Here is a 15047-nt window from a genome sequence, read left to right on the forward strand (position 1 = left end):
CAGGGAGCTCGGACGCCGTTCACGCGGCGTTCACGCCGGTCGGGTCGAATCGGCGCATGAGACGACAGCATCTCGTCGCCGTCGCCGGGGTCGGCGTCGCGGCGGTGGGGGTGGCCACCGGCATCCGGTTCGTGCTCGCCCATCAGGCGGCCATCGCACGTCGACGCATCGGCAAGCCGCTCGGTGAGAGGTCGATCGACGCCGACCGAGTCTGGCGTCCCTCTCTCGCCGGCGAGCCGATCGAGCTGCTCGTGCTCGGCGACTCGCTCGCGGCGGGGCTCGGCGCCGAGCGCCGCAAGCAGACGCTCGGCGGTCGCCTCGCCAAAGGCATGGGGCGGCGCATGGGGCGGCCGGTGCACCTGCGCACTGCCGCGGTCGTCGGCTCGGAGTCGCCCGACCTCGCCGCCCAGCTCGCCGACCTCCCGGAAGGCTATGCGCCGCACGTCGCCGTGATCGTGGTGGGCGGGAACGACGTCACGCACCGGATCCCCGTCGCCGTCTCGACACAGCACCTGCGTGACGCGATCCTGCGTCTGCGTCGTCGTGGCGCTGAAGTCGTCGTCGGGACCTGCCCCGACCTCGGCGCGCTGCGCCCCGTGCCTCAGCCGCTGCGCTGTCTGGTCTCCAGCCTGTCGCGCAGGCTCGCGGAGGCGCAGACAGAGACCGCGCTCGCCGCAGGGGCGCGCCCTGTCGATCTCCGTCGCGCCGTCGGCCCGATGTTCTTCGACGATCCGGATGCGATGTTCAGCATGGACCGCTTCCATCCGAGCGCTCTGGGGTACCGGCGCACGGCAGAGGCGCTCCTTCCGACCGTGTGCCTCGCCGCGGGGGCCGCGCTCAGCTCGCGTCGTCAGGCGCCGCGCTGAACGACGCCGCCCACTCGGCCACACGTCGAGCACTCTCCTCGTCCGACAGGTCTTCGACACGGGTCATCACCGACCATCGGACGCCGAAGGGATCCCGGATGCTCGCGAACCGGTCTCCCGACACGAATGCCGACGGAGCCTCCCGCACGGTCGCCCCGGCGGCGACAGCACGCTCGACGACAGCGTCGACGTCGGGGACGTACAGCCCCATCGAGTAGCAGTCGTCGTCGCCCGAGGGCGCGGGAACGAGATGGTATTCGGGGCTCGGCTCGCCCAGCTGCAGACGTCCGACACCGAAGTCGAGGTCGGCGTGGGCGACGACGCCCCCCAGCTCCGTGACATCGACGACGCGGGCGCCGAACACATCGCTGTAGAAGTCGATCGCCTCGCGCGCCCCGGGGATCGCGAGGAAAGGGGTGAGCGAGGTCGCGCTGTGCGGACGTCCGTCCGTCGTGTGTGCGCCGGTCGCGCCGGTCGCTCCGCTCGTGTTCTCGGTGGTCATATCGCCACCGTACGCAGCGGCAGTCATCGTGCGCTTGAACATTCGCGACAGACTGCGAGTGCGGTTCGCGGGATCGATGTTCCCCCGCCGCGCGAATCCGACGACGAGTTCCGACCCCGCACCGGGACCCCGGACGTCTCGTCGTAGGGTCGAGGGCATGGATGTCGAATACCTCGGACCCACAGTGTCCGCGATGTGGCTGACCGTGGCGCTCCTTGCCGGCGGGTTCGCGCGCACCCGGAACCGTTCGGCGTTGGCGTGGTTCGTGCTGACGGTGTTCCTCGGCCCGATCGCAGCGTTCCTGCTCGTGGTGTGGCCCCCGGCTGACCCGATTCCGTCGCCATCTCCGCGCGGGGTCGACTCCTCACCGGCTCGTCCGAGCGACGAGTAGACGTGAGCCGGACGCGTGGGGTGCTGTATCCGGCACGACTGCCGGAGTTCCATCGTCTGCCGCCCGAGGCCCACGCTCGGGAGCTCGCCGTGTGGTTCTGGATTCCCGAGTGGGACATCGAGCCCGGCAGATCGTCGCGGCAGGACATCGTGGGCTATCCGGCGTTGAACCTCGTGGTCGAGCAGGGTGCGGTCACATTGTCGGGTGCGACGACCCGCGCATCGCATCGCGACCTCAGCGGTGCCGGGTGGGCGGTGGGCGCTCTGCTGCGGCCGGCCGCCGTCGCGACGCTCACCGATGACCCTGCGGCGCTCATCGACGCCGAGACGACCGTCGATGCGCCCGACCTGGCGGATGCGATCGGCGCCTCCATGAGCACGGGCGACGGGCGCCGTGAGCGCGCCGTCGCAGTCTTCTCCGACTGGCTCGTGCGCCGGGTCGGGCCCGTCGATGATGCCGCGATGCGCGCGAACGCGCTCGTCGACGTGCTCATGGGCGACGACACCGTGGACACGGTCGAAGAGGCGGCGATGCGTCTGGCCGTCTCGACCCGCACCCTGCAGCGCCTGTGCCACAGGCACGTGGGCGTCTCACCGGCGGCGATGATCCGCCGACGACGTCTTCAGGTGGCCGCCGAGCGGCTGCGCCTCGACCCAGGGCTCGAGTTGTCGGGCCTCGCAGCCGACCTGGGATACGCCGATCACGCGCACCTCACGCGTGATTTCCGCAGCATCCTCGGCATGGCCCCTCGCACGTACCGTGCAGGAGCGTCTGAGAAGTCGCCAGACGAGAGTGCGAAGATCTGATCACCGCGACAGTCTGAGGCGTGTCATCCGGTAGAGCACTCCGATGAGCACGACCACGGTTCCGATCGCCGAGGCGACGACGGGCAGCGTGTTCACGAGCAGAAGGCAGCCCAGAGCTCCGATGACCTGCAACGTGCGGGGATAGCGACGAGCCGCCGCCTGCTGCCGGAACGCCGCGGCATTCGCGATGAGATAGTACAACAGCACCCCGAACGAGGAGAATCCGATCACGTCGCGAAGGTCGGCGACGAGCACGATGCCGACGACGATGAGCGCGATCGCGATCTCTGCGCGACGTGGTACCTGCCAGCGCTCGTCGATCTTCGCGAGCAGCTGCGGCAGGTCCTGCTCCCGGGCCATGGCCAGGGTCGTGCGACCGATGCCGGTGAGCAGTGCGAGCAGAGCGCCCAGCGAGGCTGCCGCCGCTGCGACGCGGATGACCGGGGTGAGAGCCTGCCACCCGGTGGCCGTGGCGACATCGGCCAGCGGCGTCGTGCTCGTCGCCGCGTCGCCACCGAGGACGAGGATGACCGTGATCGCGACGAGCGTGTAGACGGCGACCGCACCGCCCAGCGCGAGGGCGATGGCGCGGGGGATCGTCCTGGTCGGGTCGACGACCTCTTCGCCCATGGTCGCGATGCGCGCATACCCTGCGAACGCGAAGAAGAGCAGCCCCGCCCCCTGCAGCACGCCGTAGGCGCTGGCATCAGGGAGAGGGGCAGGGGATGCCGCACTCGATCCGCCGAGTCCGGTCACGACGACGAGGGCGAGCCCCAGCAGCGAGCACACCACGAGAATCCTGGTGACCAGAGCCGTGCGGGTCACTCCGAAGCAGTTGACGGCTGCGAGCGCGATTACCGCCGCCACGGCCACCGGCACCTGCCAGCCCTCGGGTGCCGCGTACGCGGCGAAGGTCATGGCCATAGCCGCGCAGCTCGCGATCTTGCCGATCACGAAGCTCCAGCCGGCGACGAAGCCCCACCACGGACCGATCTCGGCTCTGGCGTACGCGTAGGTGCCGCCGGCGACGGGGTGAGCCGCGGCGAGCTGCGCCGACGCGGTGGCGTTGCAGTAGGCGACGATCGCGGCGATCGCCAGGGCGATCAGGATGCCGCTGCCGGCGACGCCGATCGCGGGAGCCCACACCGAGAACACGCCCGCGCCGATCATCGAGCCGAGGCCGATGGCGACGGCGTCGCCGAGTCTCAGGCGGCGTGCGAGGGGCATTCCGTCATCGTCGCACGCCGGAGTGAACGACAGGTGTCGTCGTCCCGGATCACTCTCGCGCCGCAGTGACGCGTTTCTTCTCACGGACGTAGACCTCGCGGCGCACCCTGGCGACCACATCGCCGTCGCGATCGGTGATCTCGGTCTCGAACCACTCGAGTACTTTCGCCCCGCCATGGGCGCGTTCGCGGATCTCCGCGGCACGCTCCCTGCTGACCTCGAACTCGGCGGTGAGCACGCCGCGGCCGGGCTTGAGGAACTCGATCTCGCCGCGGGTGTCCCAGACCACGTAATCACGTCCGAGCTGGTGCATGACGAGCATGAAGAAATACGGATCGGTCATCGCCGACATCGAGCCGCCGAACGCCGTCTTGACGTAGTTGCGGGTGAAGACGTTCACATGAAGCTCGACGGTCGCGTGGGTCCAGTCCTCGCTGAAGCGGCGGATGCGGATGCCGCTGAAGAGATTCGGGATCCACAGGCTCATGCCCGTGGCGAGGCGGCGGGGAGTGATGCGCATGAGGTCAGTGTGGATGCTGCGGACAGGGAGACGAAGCTTGCTGGAGGGTTTCGACAGTTGTTATAGTTCTCCTATAACTAATAGAACTGAGGAGAACGATGCTGATTCGAATCGACGCCGACAGTGCTCGGCCGCTCTTCGATCAGGTCGCGGCGTCCGTCAGGGCCGACGTCCTGACCGGGCGGCTCGGACCCGGCGATCGACTGCCGGCCGCGCGAGAGCTGGCAGACGCCCTCGAGATCAATCTGCACACGGTGCTCCGCGCCTACCAGCAGCTCAGGGATGAGGGCCTGATCGATCTGCGTCGCGGCAGGGGAGCGGTGGTCGCCGCCTCCGCCTCGCCTCTCGCGGAGCTCTCGCAGGACATCATCGCTCTCGTCGCCCGCGCCGCCTCGCTCGGCGTCTCTTCCACGACCCTGGCCGCCCTCATCAAGGAGACCGACGCATGACCCCCGAGATCCGCAGAGCCCGCACCGCCTTCTGGTGGGTGGGGGTGATCGTCCCGCTGGTGCTGATCGCGCTCGCGAGCATCGTCGTACTCGCCTGGCTCCCCGATCTGCCGGAACCCGCAGCGATCCACTGGGGTCTCGACGGTGCCGACGGCTTCGGTCCGCGGTGGACCCCTCTCGTCCTGCTGGTCGGTCTCGGCGGAGGCACCGTGCTGCTGTTCGCACTCATCGCGCTGCTCTCTCACCGACTCCCGAAGCGGGGCGCTGCCGCGCCGATCCCTCGGCCGCAGTGGTCCGCGACCGCGCGTCTGCTGGGAGCTGCGAGCCTCGGCATGGCGGGCATGATGTCGATGCTCGCGATCGCCTCGACCGCCGCGCAGCGCGGTCTCGCCGACGCCGCGGATGCGGCTGACATCACGCCGTGGGTTGCGGTCTTCCTCCTGGTGATGGTCGGCCTCGGAGCAGCGGGGTGGTTCCTGCAGCCCGCGGTGCCGATCTCGACGGGGTCGTCGACTGCCACGGCGACTCCGCTGCCGCTGACCGATCACGAGCGCGCGGTGTGGATCAAGACCGTGACGGTCGCCACCGCGGGTCAGATCGTGCTCGGCATCGGCGTCTTCGTCGTGATCGCGATGAGTGTGCTCCTGCTTGCGCAGGGCATCGCCGCGGGCTGGATCACGGCCGCGGTCGCCGTGGTGCTACTCGTGCTCGTCACGACCAGCCTCACCTTCCGCGTCCGCGCGAGCGCCGCGGGGCTGCGGGTGCGATCCGTCGCCGGCTGGCCGCGCGTGGAGATCCCCGCTGCGGAGATCGCGAGCACCCGTGCCGTGCAGGTCGACCCCTTCGCCGAGTTCGGCGGCTGGGGATATCGGTTCGGTGTGGACGGACGACGCGGAATCGTGCTCCGCAAAGGAGACGCGGTCGAGGTGACCCGCACGAACGGGCGGGTGTTCCTCGTCACGGTCGACGACGCGGCCACTGCCGCCTCCGTCCTCGCAGCGGCCGCGCAGCGCTGACCCGTCGCCGACCGCGCACTCAGAGCAATCGATCGAGGAGAACCATCATGACCCGCATCCGCATCGCCGCCATCATCGCTTTCACCGTGCTCGCGTGCGGGCTCGCATGGCTCGTGGCCCTGCCGCTGTGGCTGGGCGACGGCCTGGCCGAGCCGAGTGCGGGAGTGCTGCTGCCGGTGATGATGTTCACGCCGGCGATCGCCGCGCTCGTGATCACGTTCACCATGCGCATCCCCGCCGCGGGTGAGAGGGTGCGCTTCCTCGGCCTGTGGCCGCTGCGCCCTGCCAAGCGCGTGGTCTGGCTCATGGTCGTCGGCTGGCTCGCCCCTCCGCTCCTCGTGGGTCTCAGCATCCTGCTCGCGGCAGCTCTCGGGTTCATCCGGCTCGATCCGACTTTCGCGGGGTTCGCGACCGAGATCGCGAACCTCCTGCCGGAGGGCACTCCGATGCCGCCGATCGAGCTGCTCGTGTTCTCGCAGATCGCCATGATCCCGCTCGGCGCCCTCGTCAACAGTGTGGTGGCGTTCGGCGAGGAGCTCGGGTGGCGCGGATGGCTGGTTCCCGCGCTTCGGCCGCTCGGCACCTGGCCGACGCTGCTCATCAGCGGGGCCATCTGGGGACTCTGGCACAGTCCGGTGATCCTGCTCGGCTACAACTTCGGCCGCACGGACATCACCGGGGTGCTCTTCATGATCGGAGGGTGCGTCGCCTGGGGCATCCTGCTGGGTTGGCTGCGTCTGCGCTCCGCCTCGATCTGGCCCGCGGTGCTCGCCCACGGAGCCCTGAACGCGGCCGGCGGGCTCGTGATCCTCTTCGCCGCATCGCAGCCGGACCTCGCGCTCGCCGGCCCTCTGGGCATCGCCGGATGGATCGTGGCGGCCGTCGCGATCGCGGCGCTCGCCCTGACCGGACAGTTCCGGGAGCAGCCCGAACTCGCGGGCGCGCCCGGTCGGCTGCTGTCCGCGCCCCGTGACGGCGGTGGCTCCGCCACCTCTTGACGCTCCCGGTGCCGGGCGGTTTGCTGAGGGCATGGATTCCACTCCCGCTGCCTGGTCCGACGCCGATGTCTACCTCTCCGAACTGCTCGTCGGAGACGACCCTGACCTGGAGAGGGCTCTCGCGGCCCAGCGCGACGCAGGGCTGCCTGCCATCGAGGTGGCGCCGGTCTCGGGCAAGCTGCTCAATCTGATCGCGCGCATCAGCGGCGCTCGCCGCGTGCTCGAGATCGGCACGCTCGGGGGATACTCGACGATCTGGCTCGCTCGGGCCGTGGGGTCGGAAGGCCGCGTCGTCACGGTCGAGGCCGAAGCCGGCAACGCCGCCGTCGCCCGTGCGAGCATCGATGCCGCCGGGGTCGGAGAGCGCGTGGACATCAGGATCGGCCGAGGTGCCGACGTGCTGCCCACGCTCGTCGGCGGCTTCGATCTGGTCTTCATCGACGCCGACAAGGAGTCGAACACGATCTACCTCGACTGGGCGGCGAAGCTGGGCCATCCTGGCACCGTGGTCATCCTCGACAACATCGGGCGCGAGGGCGAGATCGTCCGAGGCGACTCCACGGACTCCAAGGTCGTCGGCACCAGGGAAGGACTGCAGATGCTGGGGGAGGACCCCCGCTTCGATGCCACCGCCCTGCAGACCGTGGGGGTCAAGGGGTGGGACGGCTTCGCGCTCGCCGTCGTGGTGTGAGCCTCCGACGCGAGCCAGGGGCATGAGCCGCAGGCGGGCTAGACTGGGCGCGGATCGACGACGCTCCACACACCTTTTCTCTGAGCAAGGAGCACATCAGTGGCACTGATCGAGGCTGTAGGCGCACGCGAGATTCTCGACTCGCGCGGAAACCCGACCGTGGAGGTGGAGGTGCTCCTCGACGACGGTGTCGTCCAGCGCGCCGCCGTCCCCTCCGGCGCATCCACCGGCGCATTCGAGGCGTACGAGCTGCGCGACGGCGACAAGAGCCGCTACGGCGGCAAGGGCGTGCTCAAGGCCGTCGACGCGATCATCGACGAACTCGGCCCGGCGCTCGAGGGCGTCGAGGCGAGCGAGCAGCGCATCGTCGACGAGATCCTCATCGAGACCGACGGCACCGAGAACAAGCAGCGCACCGGCGCAAACGCGATCCTCGGCGTCAGCCTGGCCGTCGCGAAGGCCGCGGCCGACTCGGCCGACCTGCCGCTGTTCCGCTACCTGGGCGGTCCGAACGCGCACGTGCTGCCCGTTCCGCTCTTCAACGTCATCAACGGCGGCGAGCACGCGGACAACGGCATCGACATGCAGGAGTTCTTCCTCGCGCCGATCGGCGCCGAGACCTACTCCGAGGCGCTCCGCTGGGGCGTCGAGACCTACCACGTGCTGCGCGGCGAGCTGAAGGCCGCCGGCTACGCGACCGGCCTCGGCGACGAGGGCGGCTTCGCCCCCGACCTGCCCAGCAACCGTGAGGGCCTCGACTTCCTCGTCAAGGCGATCGAGAAGGCCGGCTTCACCCCCGGCACCGACATCGCGCTGGGCCTCGACGTGGCTGCCACCGAGTTCTTCAAGGACGGCGTCTACCGCCTCGACAACAAGGACTGGACCGGCCCCGAGCTGATCGAGTACTACGAGGGTCTGGTCAAGGACTTCCCGATCGTCACGATCGAGGACGCACTCGCCGAGGACGACTGGGACAACTGGAAGCTCCTCACGGATGCTCTCGGCTCGAAGGTCCAGCTCGTCGGCGACGACCTGTTCGTCACCAACCCGACGCGTCTCGCCGACGGCATCAAGCGCGGCGTCGCCAACTCGCTGCTCGTCAAGGTCAACCAGATCGGAACGCTCACCGAGACGTTCGACGCGGTCAGCCTCGCGCAGCGCTCCGGCTACACGGCGATGCTGTCGCACCGCTCGGGTGAGACCGAGGACACCACGATCGCCGACCTCGTCGTCGCCACGAACGCGGGTCAGATCAAGGCGGGTGCGCCTGCTCGCAGCGAGCGCGTCGCGAAGTACAATCAGCTTCTGCGAATCGAAGAGGAGCTGGGTGACGCGGCGGTCTTCGCCGGACGCTCGGCGTTCCCGCGTTACCAGGGCTGAATTCAGCTGAGACAGACACACGCCGCCTGAGCGGCACGTACGGAGGAGGAGCCGTGGCACGACGACCGGCTCCTCCTTCGGCGTCTCCGGGCTCCTCCCGCCAGGGCTCGGCCGCGAAGTCCGCCCCACGCAACGGCAGTTCCCGACCGCCGCGTGGTGCGGCGAGCAGGGGAGGCCAGGAGCGCCGGGTCGATGTGCGCGAATGGGCGTCCGGAATTCGACTCTCCGCCTTCTCGGTCATCATGCTGTCGCTCGTCGTCCTGGGCGCGTGGGTTCTCGTCCCCACGCTCGGCACCTTCATCGACCAGCGTCAGAAGATCGCCGCTCTCGAGCAGTCGATAAAGGTCTCCGAAGACGAGATCACCGCGCTCGAGAAGGAGCGCGAGCGCTGGAACGATCCGGCTTACATCACCACCCAGGCGCGCGAGCGCCTCTACTACGTCAAGCCGGGCGAGGTCGTCTACCTGATCGACAACGACCTCGACCCCGCGGCCCTTCCGCAGGAGCAGGGCCCTGTCAGCGACACGCTCGAAGAGACGCCGTCCGACTGGATGGCGCAGTTGCTGCGCACCCTGACCGCCGCCGGTCTGAGCGACACGGCCGTGGTCGCCCGCTGAACGCTGGGGCTCGCGCCGCGGCTGCCTCCGAGCATCCTCCCCGGCGTCTCCCGTACGCTGGAGGAGTGACCACGCCTCCCTTCCCCGCCCCCACGACCGCCGAGCTCGCCGTGGTGTCGTCCCAGTTGGGGCGCCAGGCGCGAGGCGTCGTCGGCATCGCGGCGCGTTGCGCATGCGGTAACCCCACGGTGGTCGCCACGACACCGCGGCTGCCCGACGGTACACCGTTCCCCACGTTCTACTACCTGACGCACCCGGCCGCGACCGCGGCGATGTCGACGCTCGAGGCGACCCAGGTCATGCCCGAGCTCGCCGCGCTGCTCGCCGACGATGAAGGCGTCGCGGCAGCGTACCTCGCCGCGCACCAGGCATACCTGAGCGACCGCGCGCAGTTCGGCGAGGTGAGCGAGATCGACGGGATCTCCGCCGGTGGCATGCCCACACGCGTGAAATGCCTCCATGCTCTCGCCGGCCACGCACTCGCCGCAGGTCGTGGCGTGAACCCGATCGGTGACCTGGCGCTCGAGCGCTCGAGCTGGTCTCCTGAGAAGTGCCGGTGCGATGATCCGGGTGCTGCCGTGCGCGACGCCGAGGCATCGTCGGCATGAGGCCGCATCGGATGCTGCGCAACGGCGTCGCGCTGGCGACCGTCGTGGCATCCGTTCTGCTCCTCGGGGCGGCGGCCACGCCGCCTCCCGTCCCCGACGACCCCGCAGATCCCGTGCGTGCGTCGGAGTACTGGCTCGACGGTGCCGGTATCCGTGACGCGTGGCAGACGACGAGGGGCGACGGGGTGACGATCGCGGTGATCGACACCGGCATCGGCAAGGTCCCCGGGGTCTTCGATGAAGCCGTCACGGGCGGCACCGATGTGTCCGGCACCGGATCTCCCGACGGGCGCACCCCTGTCGGTGCTGTCGACGGCAACCACGGCTCCTGGGTGGCGTCGCTCGCCGCCGGCCGGGGCGCGGCCGACGGCAAGGGCATGATCGGAGTCGCCCCGGAGGCGGACCTCCTCTCGATCTCCGTGGGCTTCGGAGCGGCGGCCGCGGTGCCGTTCACCGAGCAGGTGGCCAAGGCCATGCGCTGGGCCGTCGACCATGGTGCAGACATCATCAATCTCTCGTTCACGACCAACACCCTCGACTGGGACCGGAGCTGGGACGAAGCGTTCCTCTACGCGTTCGACCATGACGTCGTCGTCGTCGTCGCCGCGGGCAACCGGGGAAGCGGGACCAACATCATCGGTGCCCCCGCGACGATCCCCGGAGTCCTCACCGTCGGCGGCGTCGATCAGACGGGTACAGCGAGCATCGAGGCATCAACGCAGGGGATCACGATCGGCATCGCCGCCCCGAGTGAGGGTCTACGGGGCGTATCGGCCGACGGGACTCTCGTGTCGTGGAGCGGGACCAGCGGTGCGGCCCCGATCGTCGCGGGCGTCGCGGCCCTCATCCGATCGGCGCACCCCGACCTCGATGCCGCGAACGTGATCAATCGCATCATCAAGACGGCGATCCCGGTGCCGGGCGCGGCCAGGCTGCCCGACCCCCTCTACGGCTATGGCCTGATCGATGCCGGGGCCGCGGTCAGCGCTGACGTCGCGAACGTCGACGAGAACCCGATGGGCGATCTCGCCGAGTGGGTGCGGCTGTACCGAAGGGCCGAGACCGTTCCGGAGCCCGAGCCCACAGTCGCGCCTGTCGAGATCCCCCCGCTTCCCGCAGCCGACGCGCCGACGGATCCCGGTTCACCGCTGCTTCCCAGCGCTGATTCACTGCGCTACGGTACCCTGCCGCTCATCGCACTCACAGTCCCTGGTATCCTGGTAGCGCTTGGCGTCACCGCAGCTGCCCGGCGCATCCGATCGGCGCGCGCTCGCACGCCACATCCCTGACTCCCGAGGAGTTGTTCCCCTGTGCCTCAGAACAGCACTGTGCCCAAGATTCTGATCGTCGGTGGAGGCTACGCAGGCTTCTACACGGCGTGGAAGCTGGAGAAGCACCTTCGCAAGGGTGAAGCAGACGTCACCATGGTCGATCCGCTGCCGTACATGACGTACCAGCCGTTCCTCCCCGAGGTGGCCGCCGGCTCGATCGAAGCCCGCCACTCGGTGGTGGCCCACCGTCGTCACCTCAAGCGCACGAACGTGCTCACCGCCAAGGTGACCGGCATCAACCACGCCGAGAAGGTCGCGACGATCACCCCGCCGGTGGGCGAGCCGTACGAGTTCGCCTACGACCAGATCGTCGTCACCGCCGGTGCGGTCTCGCGCACGTTCCCGATCCCGGGGATCGCCGACAACGCGATCGGCCTGAAGACGATCGAGGAGGCCGTCGCGATCCGCGACCGCCTGATGTCGAACTTCGACAAGGCAGCGTCGCTGCCCGCAGGTCCCGAGCGCGACCGCCTGCTGTCCGTCGTGGTCGTCGGTGGCGGCTTCGCCGGCATCGAGGTCTTCGCGGAACTGCGTTCGCTGGCCTCGTCGCTCGTGGGCAAGTACCCGCAGCTGCGCTTCGAGGACACGCACTTCCACCTCATCGAGGCGATGGGTCGCATCATGCCCGAGGTCTCGCTGCCCACGAGCGAGTGGGTCCTCAAGGATCTCGCCAAGCGCGGTGCCAACGTGCACCTCGACACGCAGCTCACCAGTGCGGTCGACGGCAACGTCGAGCTCTCGACGGGCGAGGTCATCCCGACCGACCTCATCGTCTGGACCGCCGGTGTCATGGCCAACCCGACCGTCGTCCGCGGTGGTGACCTCCCGATCGAAGAGCGTGGCCGCATCCAGACCCGCGCCGACCTCCGGGTCGGCACCCCCGAGGCGTTCGTCGACGGCGCCTGGGCAGCCGGTGACGTCTCGGCCGTCCCCGACCTCTCGGGTGGTGGCGTCGGCGGCTTCTGCGTGCCGAACGCCCAGCACGCCGTGCGTCAGGCCAAGCTCCTCGCGAAGAACATCGTCGCCGTTCTGCGCGGTGAGGACCCCAAGGAGTACTTCCACAAGAACCTCGGCGCCGTCGCGGGCCTCGGTCTCTACAATGGCGTCTTCCAGTCCGGCAAGATCGCGCTCAAGGGCTTCGTCGCCTGGGTCGCTCACCGCGGCTACCACGGCCTCGCGATGCCCACGTGGGAGCGCAAGTTCCGTGTCGTCTGGGGCTGGTGGAACAACCTGTGGCTCGGCCGCGACCTGGTGAACCTCGAGACGGTGCAGAACCCGCGCTACGTCTTCGAGGAGTTCGCCGCACGCCCGCGTCCTGCTGCCCCCGCGACCACGGCCCCGGCCGCTCAGGCTGCCGTGTCCGACAAGGCAGCAGACGAGACGCCTGCCGGCCAGAAGACCGCCGCCAAGAAGCCCGCAGCGAAGAAGCCTGCCTCGAAGAAGCCCGCCGCCGAGAAGGCGGCCGAGACGGCTGCAGCCAAGTAGCCTCGCTCCACGAACGCCCCGATTCCTGCGGAGTCGGGGCGTTCGTCGTCTCCGGTTCCTGATGGATCCTCGCACCGGGCTCATAGGAGCGACCGATAGCGTCGGTCGAGCAAGGGGAGTACTCCCGTCTGCGGTGGTGTCGTCATTACGGACATGATGTCGTGTCCCGGCCCACCGGCCCGTGAGGGTGGAGGAGACCTGGCGTCCGTATCCGCGGACGACCATGGATCCTCGTCGCCCCGCTGTCGAATCCCGTGGTCGTCCACATGCCACGAAGGAAATCGACACCATGGGAAAACTGACCAAGCTCATCGGCATGGCCGCTCGCGCGCTCGATCTCGACGACGGCGGACGCGAAGGGCGCAGCGAACGGCGGTCGGCGCAGCCGCAGGCAGCTTCGCGGCAGCCGACCGTATCTCCCGTCCCCCCGCACCGGTCCGACCGCGACTCGTACTCGCCGCCTCCCGCGCGCCAGACAGTGCAGGGCGCGTATACGCCCTCGTCGGCACGGACAGAACGCAGTGCCACGGTCTCGGACGCCGATCGCGCCGCCATCGCCCGATACGACTATCTTCTCGAGACAGCCGACCCCCGCAGCGTCGAACAGATCCACCGTGAGGCGTTCGCACGTCTCACGCCCGCGCAGCGTGCACAGGTGCAGGAGCGCATGAACGTGGAGCTCTCGCCAGGAGAACGCCCCGCGTCGTCGTCGGCTGAGGATCTGGCCCGAGCGGCAGGGCGCACAGAGGCCGCGCGACCGGGGCTGATGCGCGGACTGCTCTCACGCGTCCGTGGCGGCGGTGCCGCGGGAATGGTGGGCGGCGCAGCCGTGGGTGTGCTCGGTGTCGTCGCCGTCGGTGCTGTGGGGAGCGCGGTCGCCGGCCCTCTCCTAGAACAGGCGAGCGGACTCGTCGACTTCGACGCCATCGCCCAGGGCCTCGACATCGAGGCGATCGCGAGCGGCTTCGGTGGCGAAGAGCTCGCGGGTGCGGCGGAGGGACTTCTCGGTTCGGCGGGGGAGACCGTGTCGGGCCTGGGAGACACGGCTGGCGAGTGGGGCCAGCGTCTCGGTGACCTCGGTATCCCCGGCATCGGCGACCTGTTCGGCCGATGAACGTGGCGAGTTCCGTCATCGCCGCCACGCAGGCGGATCATGGCTTCTCCGGCCTCACCGGCTTCGCAGCTGATGTCCTCACCGCACTCGGCGACGTCGGAGTCGGCGTGCTGGTGTTCGTCGAAGTGCTGATCCCGCCCATCCCGAGCGAGGTGATCCTTCCTTTCGCCGGATATCTGAGTCAGAGCGGAGACCTCGACCTCGGCTGGCTCATCGTCTGGAGCACCCTCGCGTCGTGGATCGGCGCGCTGCTGCTGTACTGGCTCGGCGCGGCAGTGGGGGTGGAGCGAGCCGTGCGATTCCTCGCGGCGACCAAGCTCGTGAGTCGTTCGGACCTCGACCGCGGAGCACGGTGGTTTCTGCGCAGCGGAGGGTGGACTGTGCTCGTCGGACGGCTGGTGCCGGGCGTCCGGAGCCTGATCTCGATCCCGGCCGGGGCGACCAGGATGAACCTCGCCCGCTTCAGTCTGTACACGATCGCAGGGAGCGGCTTGTGGAATTCGTTCCTGATCGGCGTGGGTGCCGCCCTCGGCACTCAGCACGAGCAGCTCGAGGGTGTTCTGGGGTACATCGACTACGTCGTCTATGCGGCGATCGCGATCGCCGTCGGCATCCTCGTCGTCCGTCGAGTCCGCGAGGCGCGTGGATCGGGCTCGATGGGAGCGTCTCGAGGTGCCGACCGGCGCGAAGCGCTCGAGTGATGGAGCGCCGCGTGCCCCCGCTGGGACTCGAACCCAGACTGAAGCGATTTTAAGTCGCCTGCCTCTGCCATTGGGCTACGGGGGCGGTCGGCCATGACTCTGGATCAGAGTACATGGGGGTCAGAGGTGGGCGCCGTCAGGGGGCGCCCACCTCTCCAGCACGCGAACTGACCACCGGCGACCACGGGGAGGCGGGTCGACGGCCGCGGTGCTGCGGACCGCTCCGGAACGGTCCATCAAGCAAGACCCCTCCGGAGCCGGAACGTGACGCTGTCTTCCGAAATCTCCGAGGAGGGACTCGACGCCCAGGTGAGGGAAGCGCAAGAGAGACGGGCGTCTCAGCGC

At 69.4% G+C, this 15047-nt stretch carries 17 protein-coding genes and 1 tRNA gene; 14 read left to right on the forward strand and 4 right to left on the reverse strand.

Going from position 1 to position 15047, the window contains the following annotated elements; all coding sequences use genetic code 11:
- The first annotated feature begins 56 nt into the window (after positions 1-56).
- Positions 57-866 carry an SGNH/GDSL hydrolase family protein gene (locus MRBLWH13_RS03200; protein ID WP_341956873.1) on the forward strand — a complete coding sequence of 270 codons (810 nt, stop codon included), beginning with the start codon at positions 57-59 and terminating at the stop codon, positions 864-866.
- Here the strand turns inward: MRBLWH13_RS03200 and MRBLWH13_RS03205 are convergent.
- Complete coding sequence (locus MRBLWH13_RS03205) at positions 838-1368, reverse strand: VOC family protein (RefSeq protein WP_341956874.1); 531 nt, start codon at positions 1366-1368, stop codon at positions 838-840. The genes MRBLWH13_RS03200 and MRBLWH13_RS03205 overlap by 29 nt on opposite strands.
- Positions 1369-1525: 157 nt before the next feature.
- Between MRBLWH13_RS03205 and MRBLWH13_RS03210 the strand changes: the two genes are divergently transcribed.
- A complete protein-coding gene (locus MRBLWH13_RS03210; protein ID WP_341956875.1) occupies positions 1526-1759 on the forward strand; it encodes a hypothetical protein in 234 nt (77 codons plus the stop codon).
- A gap of 2 nt (positions 1760-1761) precedes the next feature.
- Complete coding sequence (locus MRBLWH13_RS03215; protein ID WP_341956876.1) at positions 1762-2565, forward strand: helix-turn-helix domain-containing protein; 804 nt, start codon at positions 1762-1764, stop codon at positions 2563-2565.
- On the opposite strand, the gene MRBLWH13_RS03220 is transcribed toward MRBLWH13_RS03215, so the two are convergent.
- Both MRBLWH13_RS03220 and MRBLWH13_RS03225 read right to left on the reverse strand, forming a co-directional pair.
- The gene (locus tag MRBLWH13_RS03220) at positions 2566-3792 is read right to left on the reverse strand and encodes an APC family permease (RefSeq protein ID WP_341956877.1); all 1227 of its coding nucleotides are present in this window, start codon (positions 3790-3792) and stop codon (positions 2566-2568) included.
- Between the two features lie 49 nt (positions 3793-3841).
- The gene (locus MRBLWH13_RS03225; protein ID WP_341956878.1) at positions 3842-4312 is read right to left on the reverse strand and encodes a DUF4442 domain-containing protein; all 471 of its coding nucleotides are present in this window, start codon (positions 4310-4312) and stop codon (positions 3842-3844) included.
- Between the two features lie 98 nt (positions 4313-4410).
- Between MRBLWH13_RS03225 and MRBLWH13_RS03230 the strand changes: the two genes are divergently transcribed.
- From MRBLWH13_RS03230 to MRBLWH13_RS03280, 11 genes are all read left to right on the forward strand, one after another.
- Positions 4411-4761, forward strand: coding sequence for a GntR family transcriptional regulator (locus MRBLWH13_RS03230; RefSeq protein WP_341956879.1), 351 nt, complete (start codon positions 4411-4413; stop codon positions 4759-4761).
- The gene (locus MRBLWH13_RS03235) at positions 4758-5777 is read left to right on the forward strand and encodes a DUF1648 domain-containing protein (RefSeq protein WP_341956880.1); all 1020 of its coding nucleotides are present in this window, start codon (positions 4758-4760) and stop codon (positions 5775-5777) included. The genes MRBLWH13_RS03230 and MRBLWH13_RS03235 overlap by 4 nt, the downstream gene beginning before the upstream one ends.
- A gap of 47 nt (positions 5778-5824) precedes the next feature.
- Entirely contained in the window at positions 5825-6775 is a 951-nt protein-coding gene (locus tag MRBLWH13_RS03240) for a type II CAAX endopeptidase family protein (protein WP_341956881.1), read from the forward strand.
- Between the two features lie 31 nt (positions 6776-6806).
- A complete protein-coding gene (locus MRBLWH13_RS03245; RefSeq protein ID WP_341956882.1) occupies positions 6807-7466 on the forward strand; it encodes an O-methyltransferase in 660 nt (219 codons plus the stop codon).
- A gap of 99 nt (positions 7467-7565) precedes the next feature.
- Positions 7566-8846, forward strand: coding sequence for a phosphopyruvate hydratase (gene eno / locus MRBLWH13_RS03250; RefSeq protein ID WP_056308775.1), 1281 nt, complete (start codon positions 7566-7568; stop codon positions 8844-8846).
- Between the two features lie 53 nt (positions 8847-8899).
- Positions 8900-9463 carry a septum formation initiator family protein gene (locus tag MRBLWH13_RS03255; RefSeq protein ID WP_341956883.1) on the forward strand — a complete coding sequence of 188 codons (564 nt, stop codon included), beginning with the start codon at positions 8900-8902 and terminating at the stop codon, positions 9461-9463.
- Positions 9464-9528: 65 nt separating this feature from the next.
- Entirely contained in the window at positions 9529-10071 is a 543-nt protein-coding gene (locus MRBLWH13_RS03260; RefSeq protein ID WP_341956884.1) for a DUF501 domain-containing protein, read from the forward strand.
- On the forward strand, positions 10068-11360 hold the full coding sequence (locus MRBLWH13_RS03265) for a S8 family serine peptidase (protein ID WP_341956885.1): 1293 nt from the start codon (positions 10068-10070) through the stop codon (positions 11358-11360). The genes MRBLWH13_RS03260 and MRBLWH13_RS03265 overlap by 4 nt, the downstream gene beginning before the upstream one ends.
- 39 nt (positions 11361-11399) lie before the next feature.
- The gene (locus tag MRBLWH13_RS03270; protein ID WP_341956886.1) at positions 11400-12887 is read left to right on the forward strand and encodes an FAD-dependent oxidoreductase; all 1488 of its coding nucleotides are present in this window, start codon (positions 11400-11402) and stop codon (positions 12885-12887) included.
- Positions 12888-13176: 289 nt separating this feature from the next.
- Entirely contained in the window at positions 13177-14001 is an 825-nt protein-coding gene (locus MRBLWH13_RS03275; RefSeq protein WP_341956887.1) for a cation-transporting ATPase, read from the forward strand.
- Positions 13998-14702, forward strand: a complete 705-nt coding sequence (locus MRBLWH13_RS03280; protein ID WP_341956888.1) for a DedA family protein — start codon at positions 13998-14000, stop codon at positions 14700-14702. Before MRBLWH13_RS03275 ends, MRBLWH13_RS03280 begins: the two co-directional genes overlap by 4 nt.
- A 12-nt stretch (positions 14703-14714) precedes the next feature.
- Here MRBLWH13_RS03280 and MRBLWH13_RS03285 read toward each other — a convergent pair.
- Positions 14715-14787: transfer RNA gene (locus tag MRBLWH13_RS03285), tRNA-Leu, on the reverse strand.
- Positions 14788-15047 lie beyond the last annotated feature (260 nt).

Source organism: Microbacterium sp. LWH13-1.2 (assembly GCF_038397735.1).
Taxonomy (GTDB): domain Bacteria; phylum Actinomycetota; class Actinomycetes; order Actinomycetales; family Microbacteriaceae; genus Microbacterium.

Excerpts from the sequence above, each read along its gene's own strand:
- MRBLWH13_RS03280 (WP_341956888.1), top strand. The coding sequence starts at position 13,998 with ATGAACGTGGCGAGTTCCGTCATCGCCGCCACGCAGGCGGATCATGGC.
- MRBLWH13_RS03265 (WP_341956885.1), top strand. The coding sequence starts at position 10,068 with ATGAGGCCGCATCGGATGCTGCGCAACGGCGTCGCGCTGGCGACCGTC.
- MRBLWH13_RS03235 (WP_341956880.1), top strand. The coding sequence starts at position 4,758 with ATGACCCCCGAGATCCGCAGAGCCCGCACCGCCTTCTGGTGGGTGGGG.
- MRBLWH13_RS03210 (WP_341956875.1), top strand. The coding sequence starts at position 1,526 with ATGGATGTCGAATACCTCGGACCCACAGTGTCCGCGATGTGGCTGACC.
- MRBLWH13_RS03230 (WP_341956879.1), top strand. The coding sequence starts at position 4,411 with ATGCTGATTCGAATCGACGCCGACAGTGCTCGGCCGCTCTTCGATCAG.
- MRBLWH13_RS03205 (WP_341956874.1), bottom strand. The coding sequence starts at position 1,368 with ATGACCACCGAGAACACGAGCGGAGCGACCGGCGCGACCGGCGCACAC.
- MRBLWH13_RS03200 (WP_341956873.1), top strand. The coding sequence starts at position 57 with ATGAGACGACAGCATCTCGTCGCCGTCGCCGGGGTCGGCGTCGCGGCG.
- MRBLWH13_RS03220 (WP_341956877.1), bottom strand. The coding sequence starts at position 3,792 with ATGCCCCTCGCACGCCGCCTGAGACTCGGCGACGCCGTCGCCATCGGC.
- MRBLWH13_RS03225 (WP_341956878.1), bottom strand. The coding sequence starts at position 4,312 with ATGCGCATCACTCCCCGCCGCCTCGCCACGGGCATGAGCCTGTGGATC.
- MRBLWH13_RS03240 (WP_341956881.1), top strand. The coding sequence starts at position 5,825 with ATGACCCGCATCCGCATCGCCGCCATCATCGCTTTCACCGTGCTCGCG.
- MRBLWH13_RS03275 (WP_341956887.1), top strand. The coding sequence starts at position 13,177 with ATGGGAAAACTGACCAAGCTCATCGGCATGGCCGCTCGCGCGCTCGAT.
- MRBLWH13_RS03245 (WP_341956882.1), top strand. The coding sequence starts at position 6,807 with ATGGATTCCACTCCCGCTGCCTGGTCCGACGCCGATGTCTACCTCTCC.